The sequence below is a fragment of the Achromobacter spanius genome, from assembly GCF_002812705.1.
GTDB lineage: Bacteria > Pseudomonadota > Gammaproteobacteria > Burkholderiales > Burkholderiaceae_B > Achromobacter > Achromobacter spanius.
The window spans coordinates 3,771,957-3,792,905 of record NZ_CP025030.1 but is presented as its reverse complement, the minus strand read 5'-3'; the positions used below and the strand labels follow the sequence as shown (position 1 = coordinate 3,792,905).

Annotated in this window: 19 protein-coding genes; 3 read left to right on the top strand and 16 right to left on the bottom strand. The window is 63.3% G+C overall.

Translation table 11 applies throughout. The annotated features are described in order from the left end of the window. Positions 1 to 60 precede the first annotated feature (60 nt). From CVS48_RS17195 to rpsB, 16 genes are all read right to left on the bottom strand, one after another. Complete coding sequence (locus CVS48_RS17195) at positions 61 to 849, bottom strand: TrmH family RNA methyltransferase (RefSeq protein ID WP_100855484.1); 789 nt, start codon at positions 847 to 849, stop codon at positions 61 to 63. Next, positions 846 to 1,454, bottom strand: coding sequence for a ribonuclease HII (gene rnhB / locus CVS48_RS17190; RefSeq protein WP_419191439.1), 609 nt, complete (start codon positions 1,452 to 1,454; stop codon positions 846 to 848). Before rnhB ends, CVS48_RS17195 begins: the two co-directional genes overlap by 4 nt. Then, a complete protein-coding gene (gene lpxB, locus CVS48_RS17185) occupies positions 1,441 to 2,637 on the bottom strand; it encodes a lipid-A-disaccharide synthase (RefSeq protein WP_100855483.1) in 1,197 nt (398 codons plus the stop codon). Before lpxB ends, rnhB begins: the two co-directional genes overlap by 14 nt. Further along, positions 2,634 to 3,428 carry an acyl-ACP--UDP-N-acetylglucosamine O-acyltransferase gene (gene lpxA / locus CVS48_RS17180; protein WP_100855482.1) on the bottom strand — a complete coding sequence of 265 codons (795 nt, stop codon included), beginning with the start codon at positions 3,426 to 3,428 and terminating at the stop codon, positions 2,634 to 2,636. Before lpxA ends, lpxB begins: the two co-directional genes overlap by 4 nt. After that, positions 3,429 to 3,884, bottom strand: coding sequence for a 3-hydroxyacyl-ACP dehydratase FabZ (gene fabZ, locus CVS48_RS17175; RefSeq protein ID WP_100855481.1), 456 nt, complete (start codon positions 3,882 to 3,884; stop codon positions 3,429 to 3,431). 67 nt (positions 3,885 to 3,951) lie between these two features. Continuing rightward, positions 3,952 to 5,049, bottom strand: a complete 1,098-nt coding sequence (gene lpxD / locus CVS48_RS17170) for a UDP-3-O-(3-hydroxymyristoyl)glucosamine N-acyltransferase (protein ID WP_100855480.1) — start codon at positions 5,047 to 5,049, stop codon at positions 3,952 to 3,954. Positions 5,050 to 5,066: 17 nt separating this feature from the next. Next, the gene (locus CVS48_RS17165) at positions 5,067 to 5,627 is read right to left on the bottom strand and encodes an OmpH/Skp family outer membrane protein (protein WP_046807180.1); all 561 of its coding nucleotides are present in this window, start codon (positions 5,625 to 5,627) and stop codon (positions 5,067 to 5,069) included. Positions 5,628 to 5,735: 108 nt separating this feature from the next. Then, positions 5,736 to 8,069 (bottom strand): outer membrane protein assembly factor BamA, encoded by a 2,334-nt coding sequence (gene bamA, locus CVS48_RS17160; protein ID WP_100855479.1) that lies wholly within the window; start codon positions 8,067 to 8,069, stop codon positions 5,736 to 5,738. Positions 8,070 to 8,122: 53 nt separating this feature from the next. Then, positions 8,123 to 9,454 carry an RIP metalloprotease RseP gene (gene rseP, locus CVS48_RS17155; RefSeq protein WP_100855478.1) on the bottom strand — a complete coding sequence of 444 codons (1,332 nt, stop codon included), beginning with the start codon at positions 9,452 to 9,454 and terminating at the stop codon, positions 8,123 to 8,125. 43 nt (positions 9,455 to 9,497) lie between these two features. Beyond that, the gene (locus tag CVS48_RS17150; protein WP_100855477.1) at positions 9,498 to 10,697 is read right to left on the bottom strand and encodes a 1-deoxy-D-xylulose-5-phosphate reductoisomerase; all 1,200 of its coding nucleotides are present in this window, start codon (positions 10,695 to 10,697) and stop codon (positions 9,498 to 9,500) included. Beyond that, the gene (locus CVS48_RS17145; protein ID WP_100855476.1) at positions 10,694 to 11,551 is read right to left on the bottom strand and encodes a phosphatidate cytidylyltransferase; all 858 of its coding nucleotides are present in this window, start codon (positions 11,549 to 11,551) and stop codon (positions 10,694 to 10,696) included. Before CVS48_RS17145 ends, CVS48_RS17150 begins: the two co-directional genes overlap by 4 nt. A 52-nt stretch (positions 11,552 to 11,603) precedes the next feature. Continuing rightward, positions 11,604 to 12,368 (bottom strand): polyprenyl diphosphate synthase, encoded by a 765-nt coding sequence (gene uppS / locus CVS48_RS17140; RefSeq protein ID WP_100855475.1) that lies wholly within the window; start codon positions 12,366 to 12,368, stop codon positions 11,604 to 11,606. 177 nt (positions 12,369 to 12,545) lie between these two features. After that, the gene (frr, locus tag CVS48_RS17135; RefSeq protein ID WP_100855474.1) at positions 12,546 to 13,106 is read right to left on the bottom strand and encodes a ribosome recycling factor; all 561 of its coding nucleotides are present in this window, start codon (positions 13,104 to 13,106) and stop codon (positions 12,546 to 12,548) included. Between the two features lie 15 nt (positions 13,107 to 13,121). Continuing rightward, complete coding sequence (gene pyrH, locus CVS48_RS17130; RefSeq protein WP_046807187.1) at positions 13,122 to 13,838, bottom strand: UMP kinase; 717 nt, start codon at positions 13,836 to 13,838, stop codon at positions 13,122 to 13,124. A 176-nt stretch (positions 13,839 to 14,014) separates the two neighbouring features. Then, positions 14,015 to 14,893 carry a translation elongation factor Ts gene (gene tsf, locus CVS48_RS17125; RefSeq protein WP_050446559.1) on the bottom strand — a complete coding sequence of 293 codons (879 nt, stop codon included), beginning with the start codon at positions 14,891 to 14,893 and terminating at the stop codon, positions 14,015 to 14,017. 181 nt (positions 14,894 to 15,074) lie between these two features. After that, positions 15,075 to 15,824, bottom strand: coding sequence for a 30S ribosomal protein S2 (gene rpsB / locus CVS48_RS17120; protein WP_050446560.1), 750 nt, complete (start codon positions 15,822 to 15,824; stop codon positions 15,075 to 15,077). Positions 15,825 to 16,605: 781 nt separating this feature from the next. Here rpsB and map point away from each other — a divergent pair. The 3 genes from map to CVS48_RS17105 all read left to right on the top strand — a co-directional run bounded on the left by map (position 16,606) and on the right by CVS48_RS17105 (position 20,910). Then, the gene (gene map, locus CVS48_RS17115; protein WP_100855473.1) at positions 16,606 to 17,427 is read left to right on the top strand and encodes a type I methionyl aminopeptidase; all 822 of its coding nucleotides are present in this window, start codon (positions 16,606 to 16,608) and stop codon (positions 17,425 to 17,427) included. Between the two features lie 18 nt (positions 17,428 to 17,445). Then, positions 17,446 to 20,052: a [protein-PII] uridylyltransferase gene (locus CVS48_RS17110; RefSeq protein ID WP_100855472.1), complete on the top strand. Its 2,607-nt coding sequence runs from the start codon at positions 17,446 to 17,448 to the stop codon at positions 20,050 to 20,052. Between the two features lie 144 nt (positions 20,053 to 20,196). Further along, a complete protein-coding gene (locus CVS48_RS17105) occupies positions 20,197 to 20,910 on the top strand; it encodes a MarC family protein (RefSeq protein WP_050446563.1) in 714 nt (237 codons plus the stop codon). Positions 20,911 to 20,949: the final 39 nt, after the last annotated feature.

Genomic DNA, 20,949 nt, shown 5'->3' with positions numbered 1-20,949 from the left:
GCCGCGTCGCGACAGTTTCCATGATGGCGGTGCGGGATTGCGCTTTGTCAGCGCGCCTTGTCAGTGAGCTGGGGAGGCCAGCGCCTGACGGCGCTGCTCGAACAGGCAAACCGCGGCGGCCGCGCCGACATTCAACGATTCAACGGCGTCCATGTCATGCGGGATGCAGACTTTAAGGCTGGCCGCCGCCAGCAGCGCTGGCGCCACGCCTTGGCCTTCATGCCCGAAGACCCATGCGCACCGTTGCGGCAGGGCACCGGAATACAGGTTTTGCGCGCCGTCCAGGGCCGTGGCTACCAATGGCACCCGCAACTGCGCAAGCAGATCCGTCAGATCAACGTGTTCGTGGATAGACAGCGAAAAATGGGCGCCCTGCCCGCTGCGCAAGACTTTCGGCGACCAGGCAGCGGCCGTGCCGGTTGCCAGGAACACACGCTTCACACCGGCGGCGGCGCACGTGCGCAACAAGGTGCCGACGTTGCCGGGGTCCTGGATACGATCGAACAGCACGCAGTTTTCTTCCACGGTGACCGGCATGTCCAGAATGGGCGGGGTCACCAGAAACGCCACGCCCTGCCCGCTTTCCACGCTGGCCAACGATTGCATCAAGCGCGCGTCCAACGCCAGGCAGCGCTCATCGGGCACAGCGGCGGCAAGCGCGGCAAGATCGGGTTGTGACAGGCGATCAACATCGAAAATCGCTTGATCGGGCGCGCCATGGTGTTGCAACCAGGCTTGGCACAGGTGCACGCCATCAAGCAGGACGGGCGCGCCGCGCTTGCCGGCCGTACCGGCCAGCTTGGCCAGCGCCTTGACGGCCGGGTTCTCGCGGGAACTGATGTGCTTCATGACGCCAGGTCGAATGCCTTGATGGGCGCGAAACTGCGCCGATGTTCGGCGCAGGGGCCATGTTCACGCAGCATCTGCAAGTGCAGCGCCGTGCCGTAGCCCTTGTGCTGGTCGAACGCATATTGGGGATACAGGCCATGCAGGCGCAGTAGATCGGCGTCACGCGCGGTCTTGGCCAGGATGGACGCCGCCGAAATCGCGGGCACCAGCGCGTCGCCCTTGATGACGGTCTGCACCGTGCAGCCCAGCTTGGGCGCCTGGTTGCCATCCACCAGCGCAAGCTGCGCCGGTATGGACAGCCCCTGCACTGCCCGCTGCATCGCCAGCATGGTGGCGCGCAGAATATTCAGGGTGTCGATCTCTTCTACGCTGGCGCTGGCAATGCACCAGGCCAATGCGTATTCCTGGATCTCAAGCGCCAGGGCTTCGCGGGTAGCCGCCTTGAGCACCTTGGAATCCGCCAGCCCGTCGATGGGGCGCGCGGGGTTCAGGATCACCGCCGCCGCATAGACGGCGCCCGCCAAGGGGCCACGGCCCGCCTCGTCGACGCCGGCCGTCACCATGGCGGGCTGCACCGGGGCCGCGAACAGGTCAGGCTGCTCCACCCGCCACCTCCAGGATCGCCTGGGCAGCCAGGGCCGGCGTGTCGCGCAGCAATTCCTGGTGCATGGCGGTAAAGCGGACCTCGACGCGGGCAATCAACGCATCGTCGCTCAACGACGCCCAGCTTGCCTCCGCCAGTTTTTCCGGCGTGGCATCGTCTTGCAGCAATTCGGGTACCGCGAAGTCGCGCAGCAGCACGTTGGGCAGGCCCACCCACGGCAGATACGGCCGTTGCTGCCCCGACTTCCAGGTCATGATGCGGCGCATCCACGGCGACAACACGTAGGAAATCACCATGGGCCGCTTGTACAGCGCCGTTTCCAGCGTGGCGGTACCGCTGGCCACCAGCACGGCATTGGCGGCTTCCATGACCGACCACGCCACCGGCGCCTTGCGATCGCCGCCTGCGCCGTGCAGATCATCAGCGGTAATGCAGCGCAGGCCGGGCACGGGATGCTCGGCCAGAATCGCCAGGAATTCGGCGCGCCGCTGGTCGTTGACCATGGGCACGACGCACTGCAAGGCAGGGTCTTTTTTCAGCAGCAATTGCGCCGCTTGAAGAAAGCGCGGCGCCAGCAGGCGGATCTCAGACGCGCGGCTGCCCGGCAGGATGGCCAGCACGCGCGCGTTCGGATCGATCCCCAGGCTGGCGCGCGCGGCGGCGCGGTCCGGCTGCATGGGAATGGCGCCGGCAAGCGGATGGCCCACATAGGTCACCGGAATGTTTTCCTTCCGGTAGATCTCTTCCTCGAACGGGAACAGCACCAGCATGTGCGACACCGACTCGCGGATCTTGTGGATGCGCTCGTAGCGCCACGCCCAGATGGACGGCCCCACGAAATGCACCGTGGGCGTGCCGCCCAAGCGCAGTTGATGTTCCAGCCGCAAATTGAAATCAGGCGCGTCGATGCCCACGAACACCTTGGGCGGCTCGGCCAGCCAGCGTCGTTTGACGTCGCGATACGTGGAAAGCAAGCTGGGCAGGCGCTTGAGTGCATCGACGTAGCCGAACACGGTCAGCGCATGCATGGGATGCCAGGTATCGAATTCGCGCGCCTGCATCTGCGGCCCGCCGATGCCTTCGCAGCGCACGCCAGCATCGCGCGCTTGCAGACCGGCAATGATACGACCGGCCAGCAAGTCGCCCGAAGGCTCGCCGGCCACCATGCCGATCCGCGTATTCATGGACGAATGATGCCGCGCGATGCGACGTCCAGAAAATCAAGCATCGTTTGCAGATGCTCGGCCGCTTCGGGAATTTCCTGCTGGCGCTTGTGGAGCTCGGCGCGCGCGGCGTCCAGGGGCAAACCACGGCGGTAGATGATTTTGTAGGCTTCGCGCAGCGCCGACACCATCACTGGCGTAAAGCCGCGGCGCTTCAGACCTTCGACGTTGATGCCGACGGGGCGGCACGGGTTGCCGGCCGCCAGCACGAAAGGCGGCGAGTCCTGCATGAGCGAACTGTTGCCGCCCGTCATCGTGTGCGCACCCACGCGCGCGAACTGATGCACGCCGGTCAGGCCGCCGATGATGGCCCAATCACCCACATGCACGTGTCCGCCCAGTTGCACCGCGTTGGCCAGGATCGTATGGCTGCCGACGTGGCAATCGTGTGCAACGTGCACATACGCCATGATCCAGTTGTCGTTGCCGAGCGTGGTTTCGCCGCCGTCTTGGACGGTGCCCGTGTTCAGCGTGACAAATTCGCGCACGGTATTGCGGTCGCCGATCGTCAAGCGCGTTTTTTCGCCTGCGTACTTCTTGTCTTGCGGCATGCCGCCGATCGAGCAGTAGCGATAAAAGCGATTATCGCGCCCGATGGTGGTCACGCCATCAACCATGCAGTACGGGCCGATTTCGGTCCCCGCGCCGATGGTGACGTCTGGCCCCACCACGGCGAACGGGCCGATTACGGCGCTCGGGTCGATTTTTGCCGCCGGGTCAACGACCGCGGTAGGGTGGATGTTTCCTGCCATTTACTCTTCCAGGCTACGAATCGCGCACATCAGTTTGGCGGCCGCCACTTCTTGTCCGTCAACCGTCGCGCGCGCGGCGTACTTACAGATGCTGCGGCTCAGGCGTTCGGCTTCGACTTCAATGCGCAGTTGATCGCCAGGCACAACGGGGCGGCGGAAGCGCGCGCCATCGACGCCGACCAGGTAGTAGGCGGTTTTGGAGCTATCGCACTTCAGCCCGCCGTTTTCGTCGGTAAACGAGAACAGCGCCGAGGCCTGGGCCATGGCTTCCACGATGAGCACGCCCGGCATCACCGGATGGTGGGGAAAGTGGCCGTTGAAAAACGGTTCATTGATCGAGACATTCTTGATGGCGACGATAGACTTGCCGGGCACCATTTCAACGACACGATCAATCAGCAGCATCGGATAACGATGCGGCAGCCTCTCCATGATCCCCTTGATGTCGAGTTCCATTTTTCTATGCTTTCCTGCGAGATGAAATTATTTTGGCGCGTGCACGCCGAGGCGGCAATCGCGCCCCTTAATCTTTTTCCAGCGTGCGCACGCGGCGGCGCAGTTGCGCCAACTGTTGTATCACGGCGGCGTTGCGCTGCCATTCTCCATGCTCGGCATACGGGAACACGCCCGTATAGCGGCCTGGCTTGTTAATGCTTGAGGTGACCGCCGTGCCACCTGAAATGTGCACGTCGTCGCCCAAGGTCAAATGGCCGGACAGCATCGAGGCGCCGCCGATGGTGCAGCGTTCGCCGATGGTCGTGGACCCGGCGATGCCGACACATGCCGCTACCGCGGTGTGCGCGCCGATGCGCACGTTGTGCGCCACCATGATCTGGTTGTCCAGCTTGACGCCGTCGGACACCACGGTGTCGTCCAGGGCGCCCCGGTCGATGGTGGTGTTGGCCCCGATTTCGACATCGTTGCCTACGGACACGCCGCCCAATTGGGGAATCTTGCCCCAAGCGCCCTGCCCCAGCGTCGGGTCCGGCGCAAAGCCGAAACCGTCCGCGCCCAGCACGGCGCCGCTGTGGATGATGGCCCGTTCGCCCACTTTCACGCCTTCGTAAAGGGTGACGTGTGCGTGCAGGAGGCTGCCCGCGCCGATGGACGAACCCACCCCCACGACGCAGCCTGGCCCAAGAATGGTGTCGCGACCGATGCGCGCACCCGCTTCCACCACGCAATTAGGGCCAATACGCACGCCCTCTTCGAGGACGGCATCAGGCGCCACGACGGCGGAAGGATGCGTGGACCCCGGCAGCGCCGGCCGACGCGCGGCGTCGAACCATTGCGCCACGCGGGCGTACAGCAGATAGGGGTGCTTGCAGACGACCAGCGCAAAGGGAGGCCGCACGGCCCCCTCGGCTTCCAGCGCTTCGGCCACGTCAGCCGAGACGATGACCGCCCCCGCCTGCGTGGACCCAAGTTGGCTCTGGTAGCGCGGGTTGGCCAGGAAAGTGATTTCCTGGCTACCTGCCGAAGACAAGGTCCCGATACCGCGGACCTTGAAGGGTTCGACGCCGGGAGGCGCGCTGATGCGCCAGTCCATACCCTGGGTATTGGCGGCGCTCAACAGTGCTTCAAGGGTCGGCGCGCGGGCAAGATCCAGTAAAACCGGCATGGTGCGACGGGTACTGCTTACTTGCCCAGGCTCTGAATCACCTTGTCGGTGATGTCGATGCGCGGGTTGACCGTCACGGCGTCCTGGATGATCAGGTCGTAGCTTTCTTGCTCGGCGATGCGCTTGATGGCCTCGTTGGCCTTCGTCACGATGCCCGAGAATTCTTCATTGCGGCGGCGGTTGAAGTCTTCCTGGAATTCACGACGCTTGCGTTGCAGGTCGGTATCCAGATTGGACAGCTCGCGCTGGCGCTTCACGCGATCCGACTCCGACAGAACGGGCGCGTCCTTGTCGAACTTCTCGGCTTGCGAACGCAGGCTGTTGTTCAGGCGCTGGAGTTCGTCGTCGCGCTTCTTGAATTCGGCTTCGATCTTGCTTTGCGCCGTCTTGGCCGGACCCGATTCACGCAGAATCCGTTCAGTGTTGACGAAGCCGATCTTGGTGTTTTGAGCCTGCGCGGGAATCGCAGCAGCCGAACCGAGAATGAGCGCACCCACCAGGGCAATGGAGCCGCCCAGCTTGCCACGGCGCTTGGCGCGCGGCGTATTCGATGATTTAAGTGCGAAATCAGACATCATGAAAATCTCACCTTCCGTAAGGCAAAGCCAAAGTGTGTATTGTGCCACTAAACAGCAAGGGAGCCGGGCCACGGGGCCCCTCCCTTGTTTTCAAGCGTAACGGCGCGCTTAGAATCCGGTACCGATCTGGAACTGGAAGCTTTGCTTGTCGTCGCCCTGCTTGGAGTTAAGCGGACGGGCGTAAGACAACTGCAACGGTCCCATCGGCGACTGCCACGACAGGCCGACACCCGCCGAGAAACGCCAGCCGCAAGGATCTTCGACCTCGGTGTTGTCGCGGCCGCGGGTGCAGCTCAGACCACTGCCGGCCGCAACCTGGCCGGCGTCGCTGAAGATGAACCAGCGCAGCGTGCGGTCCTTGCTGGCGCCCGGGAACGGCAGATACAACTGGGCGTTGGCCACGATACGGCGCGTGCCGCCCAGATAGTCGCCCGTGAGCGTATCGCGCGGACCCAGCGACGACCCTTCGTAGCCGCGAACGGTGCCGATACCGCCGGCATAGACGTTCTTGATAACCGGGTAGTTCTTGCTGCCGTAGCTGCGGCCCCAATCCACCATGCCGTTCAAGGCCAGCGTGTAGGAACCGCCCAAGGGCACGAAGTACTGTTGCTGACCCGTCAGCATGGTGTATTGCAGGTCCACCGTGGACACGTCGGCCTTCAGGCGGGTATACGAGCCCTTGGTCGGCGCCAGCGCGCTGTCGCGCGTGTCGTTGGACCAGCCGGTGCTGAAGATGACCGAGTTGGTCGAATCGCCGTACTGCCCCACAAAGTCCTTGTAGGCCTGCGGCGAATTCGTGAACAGGTCGATCTGGTTGTGCTCGAAGTTCGCGCCCAGGAAGATCCGGTCGTACTCGGAAATCGGGATACCGAAGTTCATGCCCAGGCCGATGGCCTTGACGCGGTAGTCACCGTCGTTGTTGTTCCAGGGCTCGGTCACACGGTAGTAAGCGGACGTGGTGCGGCTGATGCCGTCCTTGGTCCAGTACGGATCGGTGTGCGACAGTACGATCGCGCGGTTCGTCTTGCTGGTGTTCAACTGCAGCGTCAGGTTGGTGCCGCTGCCGAATACGTTGTCTTCACTGATACCGGCCGACAGAATCGCCTTTTCAGACGAACCGTAGCCCACGCCCAGGTTGATCATGCCGGTAGGCTTTTCTTTCACGTCGACGTTCACGTCGACCTGGTCGGGCGAGCCCGGAACCGGATCGGTCTTGACGTTGACGTCGCTGAAGTAGCCCAGGCGGTCGACACGGTCGCGCGAGGTCTTGATGTCTTTGGCGTCGTACCAGGCGGCTTCCTGCTGGCGCATTTCGCGGCGCACGACTTCGTCGCGCGTGCGGGTGTTGCCGCCGATCTGGATGCGGCGCACGTAAACACGGCGGCTCGGGTCGACGTAGAACGTCAGGTCGGCTTCGTGCTTGGCGCGGTCCAGTTGCGGGTTCGGGTTGACGTTGGCAAACGCGTAGCCCAGTTCACCCAGGTAATCGGTAATGGCCTTGGCGGAATCGTTGGCCTTGGCCGCCGAGAAGGTCTCGTCCGGCTTGACCTGCACCAGCGCGTTGATTTCCTTGTCCAGACCCAGCAGGTTGCCGGCCAGCTTCACGCTGCGCACCTTGTAGGGTTCGCCTTCGTGAACGGTAATCGTGATGCGGATGTCTTTGCGGTCGGGCGAAATCGTGACCTGCGGGGGCTCGACCGAGAACTCCAGGTAACCCTGGTCCAGGTAGAACGAGCGCAGGCGTTCCAGGTCGCCTTCGAGCTTTTCGCGGGAATACTTGTCGGTATCGGTGTACCAGGTCAGCCAGCCCGGCGTGGTCAGCTTGAATTCGTCGAGCAGATCGCTTTCCGAGAAAGCCTTGTTGCCGACGAAGCGGATTTCCTGGATGCGGGCAACATCGCCTTCGAACACGTCAAAGCTCACGCCAACGCGGTTACGCGGCAGCGGTGTCACGGTGGACGTGACTTCAACACCGTACTTGCCCTTGGACAGGTATTGCTGCTTCAGTTCGTATTCCGCGCGCTCAAGCATGGAGCGGTCGAAAATGCGGCCTTCGGCAAAACCGACCTGCCCCAGCGATGTGGTGATCGCCTTGGAGTCGAATTCGCGCATGCCGTTGAAATTGACGGAAGCGATGGTCGGCCGTTCCTGCACCACGACCACAACGACGTTGTTGTCCGTCTGGATTTGCACGTCGGTGAAAAAGCCCGTGCTGTACAGGCGGCGGATGGCCTCGGTCGCTTCTTCTTCAGTGAATTTCTCGCCCACTTTAACGGGGAGATAACCGAAGACGGTGCCGGCGTCAGTCCGTTGAATCCCTTCTACGCGGATATCCCGCACGACAAAAGGGTCGAAGGCTTGGGCCATGGCCGGCAGCATTAATGCGGCGATGAGACCCGGCAGTACACCCTTTTTGTGATGAAACATCCGGCGAAAAGACATCCTTGACTATCCTCGGTCGTGCAAATGGCGGGGGATTTTATGCTAAATCGCGATTAGGTGAATAAACGCGTGAAATCGTTAAACAGCGCAAGCCCCATAAGGCCTGCCAATAAACCTATGCCGGCGCGTTGTCCAATATCGATCCACCTCGCTGGCGGCGGGCTACCCCGCACAATTTCGACGAGATAGTACAGCAGATGGCCACCATCCAGCATAGGAATGGGAAGCAAATTTAATACACCCAGGCTGATACTGATCAACGCAATATAGGCGATATACGCAACAATGCCGATTCTGGCGGTCTGGCCGGCGTAGTCCGCGATGGTGACCGGACCGCTGACATTGCGCCACGAGACATCGCCCGTGACCATGCGGCCCATCATGCGCAGCGAAAACCAGGCCGTGTCCCAGGTGCGTACCGCACCCAGCCACACGCTTTCGAACAAGCCATAGCGCACGGCCACCATGGGCACGTCGCCGCCCAACTGGACGCCCAGCCGGCCAATTTCCTGACCGTTCACGAGTTCGGGGCGCGGCGTCACATTCAGCGAAATATTGGCGCCGTCGCGCAGCAGGGTCAGCGTCAGCGTCTGGCCGGCGCTTTGCTGGATCTGCTTGATGACCGAGCCCGTTTCCGGCGTGGGTTGGCCGTTGATGGCGACGATGGTGTCGCCGGTGCGCAGGCCAGCGGCCTGGCCTTCGCCGCCATCGTTGACGGCGCGCACGCCCGGCTTGGGCTGAGCCAAGCGGATACCGGCCGCGGCAAGCGGGTCGCCGGCGGAAGGATCCATGGCGTTGGGCGGCAAATTCAGCTCACGTTGCTGGACCGAGCCAGACGGAGTGCTGACTTCAACCAGCGCGCGGCCACCGGTGGACAGGACGTCCATCAGGCGCCAGCGCGCATCCGACCACGACGCGACCTCTTGGCCATCGATGGCAAGGATGCGGTCGCCGGCCAGCAGGCCGGCCTGCGCGGCAGGCGATTCCGCCGTGGGTTGGGCGATGATGGCCTGCGGTTCGTCCGTGCCGGCCATGTTCAGCCCGGCATAAAGGAAGACGGCAAGGATCAGGTTGAATAGCGGGCCGGCCGCGACGATGGCGATGCGCTGGCCAACCGGCTTGTTGTTGAACGCGCTGGCGGCCTCGGCCGGCGTGGCGCCGGCGGGCGCTTCGTCCTGCATCTTTACGTAGCCGCCCAGCGGCAAGGCGGACACCGCCCATTCGGTGCCATGCTTGTCAGTGCGGCGCAGGATGACCTTGCCGAACCCCAACGAGAACCGCAGCACTTTCACGCCGCACAGGCGGGCCACCCAATAGTGTCCCAGCTCATGGAAGGTGATCAGTGAGCCAAGCGCTACGGCAAAGGCCAGCAGGGTGAAAAGCATGGGGATCGGGATCTAGGGAATCAGAAGCAAGCGGGGCCAGCCGTCAGGCCAGCCCAAGGTTTCCTGCGAAGGTGCGCGCATCAGCGTCCAGCGCCAGCACCTCGTCAAGACTGTTGAGCGTAACAGATGCTTGCCCTGCCTGCCACTCCAGGGTGGCTTCAATCACTCGCGCGATCCAGGTATAGGGAAGGCGGCCGTCCAAAAACGCCGCGACGGCAACTTCGTTGGCCGCGTTGAGCGCCACGCAGGCGCCCTGCCCGGCGCGCAAGGCGTCAAAAGACAAGGCCAGGCAAGGGAACCGGGCCAGATCAGGCTTTTCGAAATCCAGGCGGCCCAGGCGGGTCAGGTCCAGCGGCCCGACGCCGCTTTCCAGGCGCTCGGGAAAGCCCAGCCCGTAGGCAATGGGGGTACGCATGTCGGGCTGGCCCAACTGCGCCAGCACGGAGCCATCGTCGTACTCAACCATCGAATGCACGACGCTTTGCGGGTGCACCACCACTTCGATTCGGTCGGCGGGCATGGCGAACAGCCAATGCGCTTCGATCACTTCCAGGCCCTTGTTGAGCATGGTCGCGGAGTCCACCGAGATCTTGCGGCCCATGCTCCAGTTCGGGTGGGCGCAGGCCTGGGCGGGGGTCACATCGTGCAGGTCTTCGAGATCGCGCCCCCGGAACGGGCCGCCGGAGGCCGTCAGCAACAGGCGGCGTACGCCCGGCGCGGGCGCATCAGGCGCCTGGGCCCGCCCGCCGTGAGGCAGGCACTGGAAAATGGCATTGTGTTCGCTATCGATCGGCAGCAGTTCCGCGCCGTTGTCGCGCACGGCCCGCATGAAGAGCGAGCCCGCGGCGACCAGCGCTTCCTTGTTGGCCAGCAACACACGTTTGCCGCTACGGGCAGCCGCAAGCGCGGCGGGCAAGCCGGCCGCGCCCACGATGGCCGCCATGACCGAATCGCACTGCGGGTCCGCCGCCGTGTCGGCCAGCGCCTGCGCGCCCACCCGGATGTCGGGCATGGGCTGCGCGCCCGTCCAGGCTGCGATGAATCGCTTGCGGGCGGCCACATCCGGCACCACCACGACGGCGGCGCGGCAGGCCAGGGCCTGCTCGGCCAGACGCTCCATCCGGCTGTGGGCGGACAGCGCATAAACCCCCAGGCGTTCGGGGTGGCGGGCAATCACATCCAGCGTGCTTTCACCGATCGATCCGGTCGACCCGAGCACGACGACGCGTTGAAAAACCGTCAAAACAGCACTCCAGACAAAATTAGCGCAAACGGCGCGACGGGAAGAATCGCGTCGATCCGGTCATACACCCCACCATGGCCGGGCAGCAGCGTGCTGGAATCCTTGCGACCCGCGCGGCGCTTGAGCAGCGATTCGAACAGGTCGCCCACGATGGACACCACGCCCAGCAGCGCGGCAATAGGCAGGGCCAGCCAGAAGCTCCAGCGTTCCACCAGCGCGTAGCCGAATGAGCCGGCCCACAGGCTGGACAGCCCGATCCAGACCACCGCGCCCAGCACACCGGCGATGGCGCCTTCAATGGTCTTGCCTGGACTGACCCTAGGGGCGAGCTTACGCTTGCCGAAGGCGCGTCCGGCGAAATACGCGGCAATGTCAGCCACCCAGACCAGCGCCAGCAGCGACACCACAAAACCCGCGCCGCGCGCCACGAACATCTGCGCCAGCACGGCCCAGGCGGCAAAGGCGGCGGGTACGGAAAAGACAGACCAGCCCAGGCTGGCGGGCGGCGCATCGGAACGGCCGCGAACCACGGCGGTAACCCCGCCGAACAGCCAGACGGCGGCGACGGCGGGCACCACATAGCGCATCACCCAGGCCGGATCGCGCCAACCCGCGCCGCCACCGGCAAGCCAGGCCGAGGCAAGCGCCAGCATGCCGCCGAACAACAGCACGGCGAGGCCGATGGAAATCAGGGGGGACGGGGGCTGGGGCAGCGTCAGGCGCAGCCATTCCCAGTTGGCGCAGGCGGCGGCCAAGGCCAGCAAGGCGACGAACCACCAGGGGTTGGCGCTGATCATCGCGGCGGCCAGAATGGCCAACAGAATGACGGCGGTAACGATACGCTGGCCCAACATATGACGGTCTCCTCGTGTGCTGCTCTGGAAAGACGCGCTTGTCGCCGTCTGCTTACTGCGCGCCGCTTTCGCTGACTTGCGCGCTGGTGCGGCCGAAGCGGCGTTCGCGGGTGCGATACCAGTCAAAAGCCGCTTGCAGCTCGGCGGCGCCAAAATCCGGCCAATAGCGGTCCGTGAAGTAGAACTCCGCGTAAGCCATCTGCCAGATCAGGAAATTGGAAATGCGCTGCTCACCGCCGGTGCGGATGAACAGATCGGGTTCGGGCGCCCACGACATCGACAGATGCCGGGCCAGGCGCTCTTCGTTAACTTGTTCGGGGTGGGACGCAAGCTCGGGTTCGGCGGCCAGCATCGCGCGGGTGGCCTGAAGAATGTCCCAGCGTCCGCCGTAGTTGGCGGCAACCGTCAGATGCAGGCGGTCGTTGTGCGCGGTGCGTGCCTGCGCGGCCATGATCAGCTCTTGCAGGCGGGGTTCGAAGGCGCTCAGGTCTCCAATGACATGCAAGCGCACGCCCTGTTCGTCCAGCTTGCCGATTTCGCGCTCCAGCGCCTGCACGAACAGGCGCATCAACAGCGAGACCTCTTCGGCGGGCCGGCGCCAGTTCTCGGAACTGAAGGCGAACAACGTCAGGTAGCGCACCCCGGCGCGCCCACAGGCCTCGACCACGCGGCGCACGGCCTGCACGCCCTTGGCATGGCCGGCAGTGCGAGGCAGCAGCCGCCGCGTAGCCCATCGCCCGTTGCCATCCATGATGATGGCGACGTGTTCGGGTATGTCGCGAGTATCGGGAACCGCCTGGGTCGAACTGGTTGCCATGGGTGTGGGACTGCGCGCGGAAGGCCGGCGAAAATCAGAAATACGGGAGAAAAACCTGCGCCGTCGTTCCATTGCTGCATAGTGGTGCTGCGAGGCAATGGTAAGGACGGCGCATAGGCAAGAAAATCCTGACGCCGGGGAAAACGGGCTATCCGTCTACCCCGAAACAATCACGGATTATACGGTCATGATTTCTGCTTCTTTCTGGACGACCATCTTGTCGATGTCCGTCACGGCACGATCGGTCAGCTTTTGGACATCGTCCTGGGCGCGACGCTCGTCGTCCTCGGAGATTTCCTTGTCCTTGACCAGCTTCTTCAACGCTTCGTTCGCTTCGCGGCGCAGGTTGCGCACGGCGATCTTGGCGTCTTCGCCTTCGCTGCGCACGACCTTGGTCAGGTCGCGGCGGCGCTCTTCGGTCAGGGCGGGCATCGGCACGCGGATGGTGTCGCCCATCGAGATCGGGTTCAGACCCAGATCCGATTCACGGATAGCCTTTTCAATCGGGCCGGCCATTTGCTTTTCGTAGGGCTGCACGCTGATGGTGCGGGCGTCCACGAGGTTGACGTTGGCGACCTGACCGACCGGCACGGGCGAACCGTAGTAGTCGACCTGAACGTGGTCCAGGATGCCGGTGTGGGCGCGGCCCGTCCGGATCTTGCCCAGGTTGATCTTGAGCGTATCAAGCGACTTGGCCATCCTGGCTTCGGCGGATTTGCGGATTTCTGCTGCGCTCATGGAATTTCCTTTTCTTTAAACGTGTACCAACGTGCCTTCGTCTTCGCCGCTGACCACTCGCTTGAGCGCGCCGGACTTATTGATCGAAAACACTTTGATCGGCAGTTTCTGGTCACGGCACAACGCGAAGGCCGTGGCGTCCATGACTTCCAGACGGCGCACGATCGCTTCATCGAAGCTGATGCGCGAGTAGCGCGTCGCGGTGGGATCCTTGTTGGGATCCGCACTGTAGATGCCGTCCACTTTGGTGGCTTTCAACACGATCTCCGCGCCGATTTCGGCGCCACGCAAGGCGGCGGCGGTGTCGGTCGTGAAGAAGGGGTTGCCCGTGCCCGCGGCGAAGATGACGACCTTGCCCTCTTCGAGGTAACGCAAAGCCTTCGGGCGGATGTAGGGTTCGACGACCTGATCGATGTTCAGGGCGGATTGTACGCGGGTGTCGATACCCTTGTGCTTGAGTGCGTCTTGCAGCGCAAGCGCGTTCATGATGGTGGCCATCATGCCCATGTAGTCGGCGGTGGCGCGGTCCATGCCCTGCGCTCCCGGGGCGACGCCACGGAAAATGTTACCTCCGCCAATGACGATGGCCAGTTCGACGCCGGTGGCGGCGACTTCGGCGATCTCATCGGTCATGCGGACGATGGTGGAACGGTTGATGCCAAAAGCATCCTCGCCCATCAGCGCCTCGCCGGAAAGTTTGAGAAGAACCCGTTTGTATGCTCTGCTGCTCATAGGTGATATCCCGAAGAACAATCCGACGAAAGTGTAAGACAAGAATGAGGGAAGCCCCTCAATGCCGCGGATTCGCCCTCTGCCCACGAGGTTTCCCCCTTGGACCGGCCCCGCGGCGTAAAAAGGCCGGACTAGAATTTAATCTAGTGCCGGCCTTTAAGCACTACCCCTGACGGTTAGGCTGCGCCGGCGGCGGCAGCGGCAACCTCAGCGGCAAAGTCGCTGGTCTTCTTCTCGATACCTTCGCCGACAACAAACAGCACGAACTTGCTGATCGAAGCGCCATTGGCCTTCAGGTGCTGTTCGACCGTGTGCTTGTCGTTCTTGACGAAAGGTTGCGACAGCAGGGTCACTTCCTTCAAGAACTTGGCAACCGAACCTTCAACCATCTTGGCGACGATGTCAGCCGGCTTGCCGGATTCGGCGGCCTTCTGCTCGGCAACCGAACGCTCGGCGGCGATATCGGCCGGGTTCACGCCGTCGGCGTTCAGGGCCTTGGGCTTGGTGGCGGCGATGTGCATCGCCAGGTCCTTGCCCACTTCCTCGGCGCCGGAGTATTCCACCAGCACGCCGATCTTGCCGCCGTGCACGTAGCTGGCCAGCGCGTTCGGGGTCTCGATGCGCTCGAAGCGGCGGATCGAGATGTTTTCGCCGATCTTGCCGATCAGGGCGGTACGGGTCGTTTCAACGGTGCCTTCACCGAACGGCAGGGCCGACAGAGCGGCGACGTCGGCCGGGTTCTGCGTGGCGACCAGTTCAGCCAGCTTGTTCACGAAGCCGACGAAGTCGTCGTTCTTGGCGACGAAGTCGGTTTCGCAGTTGATTTCAACGACGGCGCCTTGCTTGGCATCGGCGGAGATGAACAGACCGATCAGGCCTTCGGCGGTGACGCGGGCAGCGGCCTTGCTGGCCTTGTTGCCCAGCTTGACGCGCAGGATTTCCTCGGCGCGAACCAGGTCGCCTTCGGCTTCCGTCAAGGCCTTCTTGCACTCCATCATGGGCGCGTCGGTCTTCTCGCGCAGTTCCTTGACCAGGGCAGCGGTAATTTCAGCCATGTTTGCTCCAAATTTTGCTAAGACACGCCCCGGCTCGCCGGGGCAGTGATTTGATTCGATGGGACGCCCGCCAGTGGCGGGCCAGGAAGATGGGAGCCCACCTTCGCAGTGCCGGCGAGGCGGGAGCGGTTCTGTTTCAAAAGCCGCTCCCGGACACTAACCGCCGGACATGACAGCAGGCTTAGGCCTGGTTGTCCTGCACTTCGACGAACTCTTCCTGACCTTCACCCAGCTCTTCGACCAGACCGTTCATGTTCTGTTCGCGGCCTTCCAGCACGGCGTCGGCGATGCCCTTGGCGTACAGCGCGATGGCCTTGGCCGAGTCATCGTTACCCGGGATGACGTAGTCGATGCCGTCGGGCGAGTGGTTGGTGTCAACCACGGCGACCACGGGGATACCCAGCGTCTTGGCTTCGGCGATGGCAATCTTGTGGTAGCCGACGTCGATGACGAACATGGCGTCAGGCAGACCGTTCATGTCCTTGATGCCGCCGATCGACTTGTTCAGCTTGTCCAGTTCGCGTTGGAACAGCAGGCCTTCCTTCTTGATCATGCGCTCGGCGCCGCCTTCGGCAACGACGACTTCCATGTCCTTCAGGCGCTTGACCGAGGTCTTGACCGTCTTGAAGTTGGTCAGCATGCCGCCGAGCCAGCGGGCGTCGACGAAGGGCATGCCGCAACGGGCAGCTTCGGAGGCGACCAGCTCGCGAGCAGCGCGCTTGGTGCCGACAAACAGGATGTTGCCGCCGCGAGCAGCGATCTGCTTCACGAACTTGGTGGCTTCCTGGTACTTATCAACCGTCTTTTCCAGGTTGATAATGTGAATCTTGTTACGGTGACCGAAGATGTACGGAGCCATCTTGGGGTTCCAGTAACGGGTTTGGTGACCAAAGTGGACACCCGCTTCCAGCATTTCGCGCATCAAAGACATGTAATTCTCCAAGGGTTGATTTCTTGCGCCGCACCTGCATCAGCCTTTGGCTGACACCCTGGGTGGTGAGACGCGCGATTTCCCGCAACACGCGGGATGGACAAAATTTTAACCGGGCCGACCGATCACTGCCGCAATAAAACTACTGCTTCCGCGATAAACCCAGACGACCGACACGACAGGAACCTTGCACTGCACACTTGCTCATGCTTGTTCTACACAAGCAGGCGCTGAGCCAGACACTCCAGGAGATTCCTGGAAGTTTCCGGGGTTCAGCGCACCCGGACTTGTTTTGTTGGCAGCGAAATCCAGCTCTTCGCGCTCAGGCTTGACGCCGTCCCGCGCATCAGACCACCAGGGCATTTCTTCAAAAAACCCGAAGGTTTTCAAGAACTTAATCTGGCGCCCATACCGAACCTGCATCGCCGCTCAAAAACATGACCGGGCTTACAAGCACGCCGTGCCCCGGGTTTGCTGATCTCAAATACCCACATAAATTCTGCGTGACCCCTTCCGCACCTTGCGCTCTTTCAGTACCTGGCGACCTGCCCGATTTCGCTCCACAACCTTCGCTTGCGGTGAAACTTCAGGGCATGCTGCCGATCTCATGAAAGATCGTTCGGGGCAAAGAGACTGGCAAAACTCATGCGGTGCATTTTCAACCACCGCTGCCAGGATCGGCTCTTGCCGTAACCCGATTGCTCCCCAAAATTTTAGGGAAGCCTATAATTCTACTATTCTTTCAAGCAGACATTCAAGCGAGAGATCGTCAAGTTACTCCATGGGCACAATTACCAATCCGGCCGACCTGGCCAAGATGCGCGCCGCCTGCCAGGACGCCGCCAAAGTTCTCGATTTCATCACTCCCTACGTGAAGCCGGGTGTCACCACCGGCGAGCTGGACCGCCTGTGCCTGGAATACCTGACTGACGAATTGAAGGTCAAGTCCGCCACGGTCGGCTACGCCCCGCCCGGCTACCCGCCCTTCACCGGCGCCATCTGTACGTCGGTGAACCATCAGGTTTGCCACGGCATTCCGGGCGACAAGGTGCTGAAAAACGGGGACTCGCTCAATATCGACGTCACCATCATTAAAGACGGCTGGTTTGGCGACACCAGCCGCATGTACGCCGTGGGCGAACAGTCCATCTTGTCGCGCCGCCTGACCGAGATCACCTTCGAGTGCATGTGGAAGGGAATCCAGCAGGTCAAGAACGGCGCCACCCTGGGCGACGTGGGCAATGCCATCCAGAAGCATGCGGAATCCAACGGCTTTTCGGTCGTGCGCGAATTCTGCGGCCACGGCATCGGCCAGCGTTTCCATGAAGACCCGCAGGTGCTGCATTATGGCAAGCCCGGCACGGGCGTGAAATTGGTGACGGGTATGTTGTTCACCATTGAGCCCATGATCAACGCCGGCCGCCGCGAAATTCGCCAGCTTGCCGATGGCTGGACGGTCGTGACCCGCGACCACAGCCTGTCGGCACAGTGGGAACATGCCGTCTGCGTCACCGATACCGGCTATGAAGTGCTGACGCTGTCGCCCGGCATGCCGCAACCGCCCGCTTTCATCACCGAGCCCATCGTCATTCCCGCCGTGTAAGGCTCCGCCGCCCGCCCCATGACCGCCGAATTCCTCAGCTCCCTGCGTGAACGCATTCAGCAAGCCCGACGCGCCGCGGTAACCCAGTTCCGCGAGCACGAGCGTCCGGACACATTGCTGTCCGAATTACGGCGCATCGTGGACGCCGCGCTGCGCGACCTGGTCAAGCATTGCCCACTGCCCTTGGGCGCCACGCTGGCGGCGGTGGGCGGTTATGGCCGGGGCGAGCTTTATCCGCATTCCGACGTCGATCTGCTGATTCTGCTGCCGCACGCCCCCACACCCGAAGAGGAATCGGCCATTGAACGGCTGGTGGCCTCGTTGTGGGACCTGGGCCTGGAACCCGGCCACAGCGTACGCACCATTGAAGAATGCGAACGCGAGGCCGATGCCGACATCACCGTGGAAACGGCGCTGCTGGAATCGCGCTGGCTGGCGGGCAGCCGCATCCTGATGCGCAAGTTTGACGCCGCCACCAAGTCGCGGCTGGATCCACGCGCCTTTTTCCAGGCCAAGCGGGTCGAGATGCAGCAGCGCCATGCGCGCTATCACGACACGCCCTACGCGCTGGAACCGAATTGCAAGGAATCGCCCGGCGGCTTGCGCGACCTGCAAGTCATTTTGTGGATGGCGCGTGCCGCGGGCTTCGGCAATAGTTGGCGCTCGGTGGCGCAGGCGGGGCTGCTGACCTCTTCCGAAGCGCGGGACCTGCGCAAGGCGGAACAGGCCTTCAAGCGCTTGCGCATCGAATTGCATCTGCTGTCCAAACGCCGCGAAGACCGCGTGCTGTTCGATCTGCAACCGGCGCTGGCCGAGGTCTACGGCATCCACGCCACCGCCACGCGGCGCGGCAGCGAGCTGCTGATGCAGCGCTATTACTGGGCAGCGCGGCTGGTGACGCAGTTGAACGGCATCCTGGTGCAGAACATCGAAGAAAGGCTGTTCCCGCGCCCCGATAGCGACGCGCGCGACATCGACGACGACTTCCGCAACCTGCGCGACCGCCTGGACATCATTCGCGACGACGGCTTCGAACGCAATCCCACGCTGCTGCTGCGCGCCTTCCTGGTGATGCAGCAACATCCCGAACTCACGGGCATGTCGGCGCGCACGCTGCGCGCCATCTGGCATTCGCGCCATCGCATCGATGCGCAGTTCCGCCGCAACCCGGTCAACCGCAAGCTGTTCTTGCAGATCCTGCAGCAGCCGCGCGGCATCGTGCACGAGCTGCGGCGCATGACCATGTTGAACATCCTGCCGCGCTACCTGCCGGTGTTCCGCCGCATCGTGGGCCAGATGCAGCACGACCTGTTCCACGCCTACACGGTGGACCAGCACACGCTGGCGGTGGTGCGCAACCTGCGCCGCTTCACCATGCCCGAGCACGCCCAGGAATACCCGCTGGCCAGCCAATTGATTGCCGGCCTGGACCGGCACTGGCTGCTGTACGTGGCGGCACTGTTTCACGACATCGCCAAGGGTCGTGGCGGCGACCACTCCGAACTCGGCGCTCGCGAAGTGCGCAAGTTTGCTCAAGACCACGGCATGGATCCCGAAGACGCCAAGCTGGTGGAATTCCTGGTGCGCCAGCACCTGCTGATGTCGGCCGTGGCGCAAAAGCGCGACTTGTCCGACCCGGCGGTGGTGCAGGAGTTCGCCGCCACGGTGAAGGACGAACGCCATCTGACGGCGCTCTACCTGCTGACGGTGGCCGACATTCGCGGCACCAGCCCCAAGGTCTGGAACGCCTGGAAGGGCAAGCTGCTGGAAGACCTGTACAAGCTGACCCTGGCCGCGCTGGGCGGCGCCCATTCGGACGCCCACACGGTGCTGACCGAACGCAAGGAAGAAGCGGCCCGCCTGACGCGCCGGGCCGGCCTGCGCGACGACGCCCGCGAAGCCTTCTGGAACCAGTTGGACGTGGCCTACTTCCTGCGCCACGACGCCTCGGACATTGCCTGGCACACGCGCCACCTGTACCACCAGGTGGCGCCCGCGCAGGCAGTCGTCAGGGCGCGCCCCACCGAGCAAGGCGAAGGCCTGCAGATCATGGTCTATACGCGCGACGCGCCCGACCTGTTCGTGGCGATCTGCGGCTACTTCGACGCCAAGAACCTGTCGATTCAAGACGCGCGCATCCACACCACGCGCCATGGCTGGGCGCTGGACAGCTTTATCGTGCTGCTACCTGAAGGCACCAGCGACCTGCGGGCCCAGGCCACGCTGGTGGAACACGAACTGGCGGAACGCCTGAAGGACCCGCACGCGGCCGCCCAGGCGCAACCCAGCCGTGGCGGTTACTACGGCCGCAACCGGCAATCGCGCGTGTCGCGGGTGTTCCCGGTCATGCCGCAAGCCGAATTGCAGCCGGACGAGCGCAGCACGTCGTGGCGCCTGTCGGTTACCGCCACCGACCGCCCTGGCCTGCTGCACGCACTGGCGCGCGTGTTCGCCCAGCACGAGATCAACCTGCTGATGGCCAAGATCATGACGCTGGGCGACCGCGTGGAAGACGTGTTCATCGTGGATGGCTCGGCGCTGGCGCGCCCCCGCATCCAGATGCAGTTTGAACGCGACATTCTTGACGCGCTGGCCGGCGACGAGGCGCAACAACGGGTGGCCTGATCGGGTTGCCTGATCGGGTTGCCTGATCGGGTTGCTTGATCGGGTCTCCTGATCGGGTCGCTTGATCGGGCCGCCCGATCAGGTCACCAAGCCTCGCCCGAAGCGCATACAATCCGGGTTTTCGGCCAGGCGATACCCGCTCCCATGCAGCTCAACGACTATCTGCGCGTCTTCGGTGGCAGCTTCTTTTTTGCGCTGGCCACGCTGCTGCCCTTCCTGAATCCTCCCGCCATTGCGCCGATCTTCCTGTCACTGACCGAGGGCGCCTCGTCGGCCACGCGCGTGGTGCTGGCCAAACGGGTGGCAGTCAACGTCTGCCTGATGCTGATCGTGGCCATGGTGGCCGGCAACGTGCTGCTCAGCTTCTTCGGCATTTCCTTGTCGATCGTGCGCGTGGGCGGCGGCATGCTGGTGATTGCCAGCGCCTGGCGGCTGGTGAATTCGCCCGACGCCGATACCGAGCGCGTGGCGCGCATGGCCGAATCGTTCACGCCCGAAATGGCGAAGGCCCGCGCGTTCTACCCGCTGACGTTTCCCATCAGCTGCGGCCCCGGCTCCATTGCCGCGGCCATCACCGTGGGCGTGTCCTTGCGCGACCAGAACCACGTGCTGAGCCTGGTGCGGCTGGGCGGCTCCATCCCGGGCATCATCGCGGTGTCCCTGACCCTCTATGTCTGCCTGCGCTTCGCCGCGCAGATGCTGCACCGCCTGGGCGACAACGGCACGGCCGTGTTCATGCGGCTGTCGGCGTTCATCATGCTGTGCCTGGGCGTGCAGATCTTCTGGGAAGGCGCGCGCGACCTGATGCTGGGCTTGTTGACGCAGGTGATGCAACCAATTCCGGTTCCCAAGGCCTAAGCGTTGGCCGGGCCGCGCGCCCGCATCGATCAATCTCAA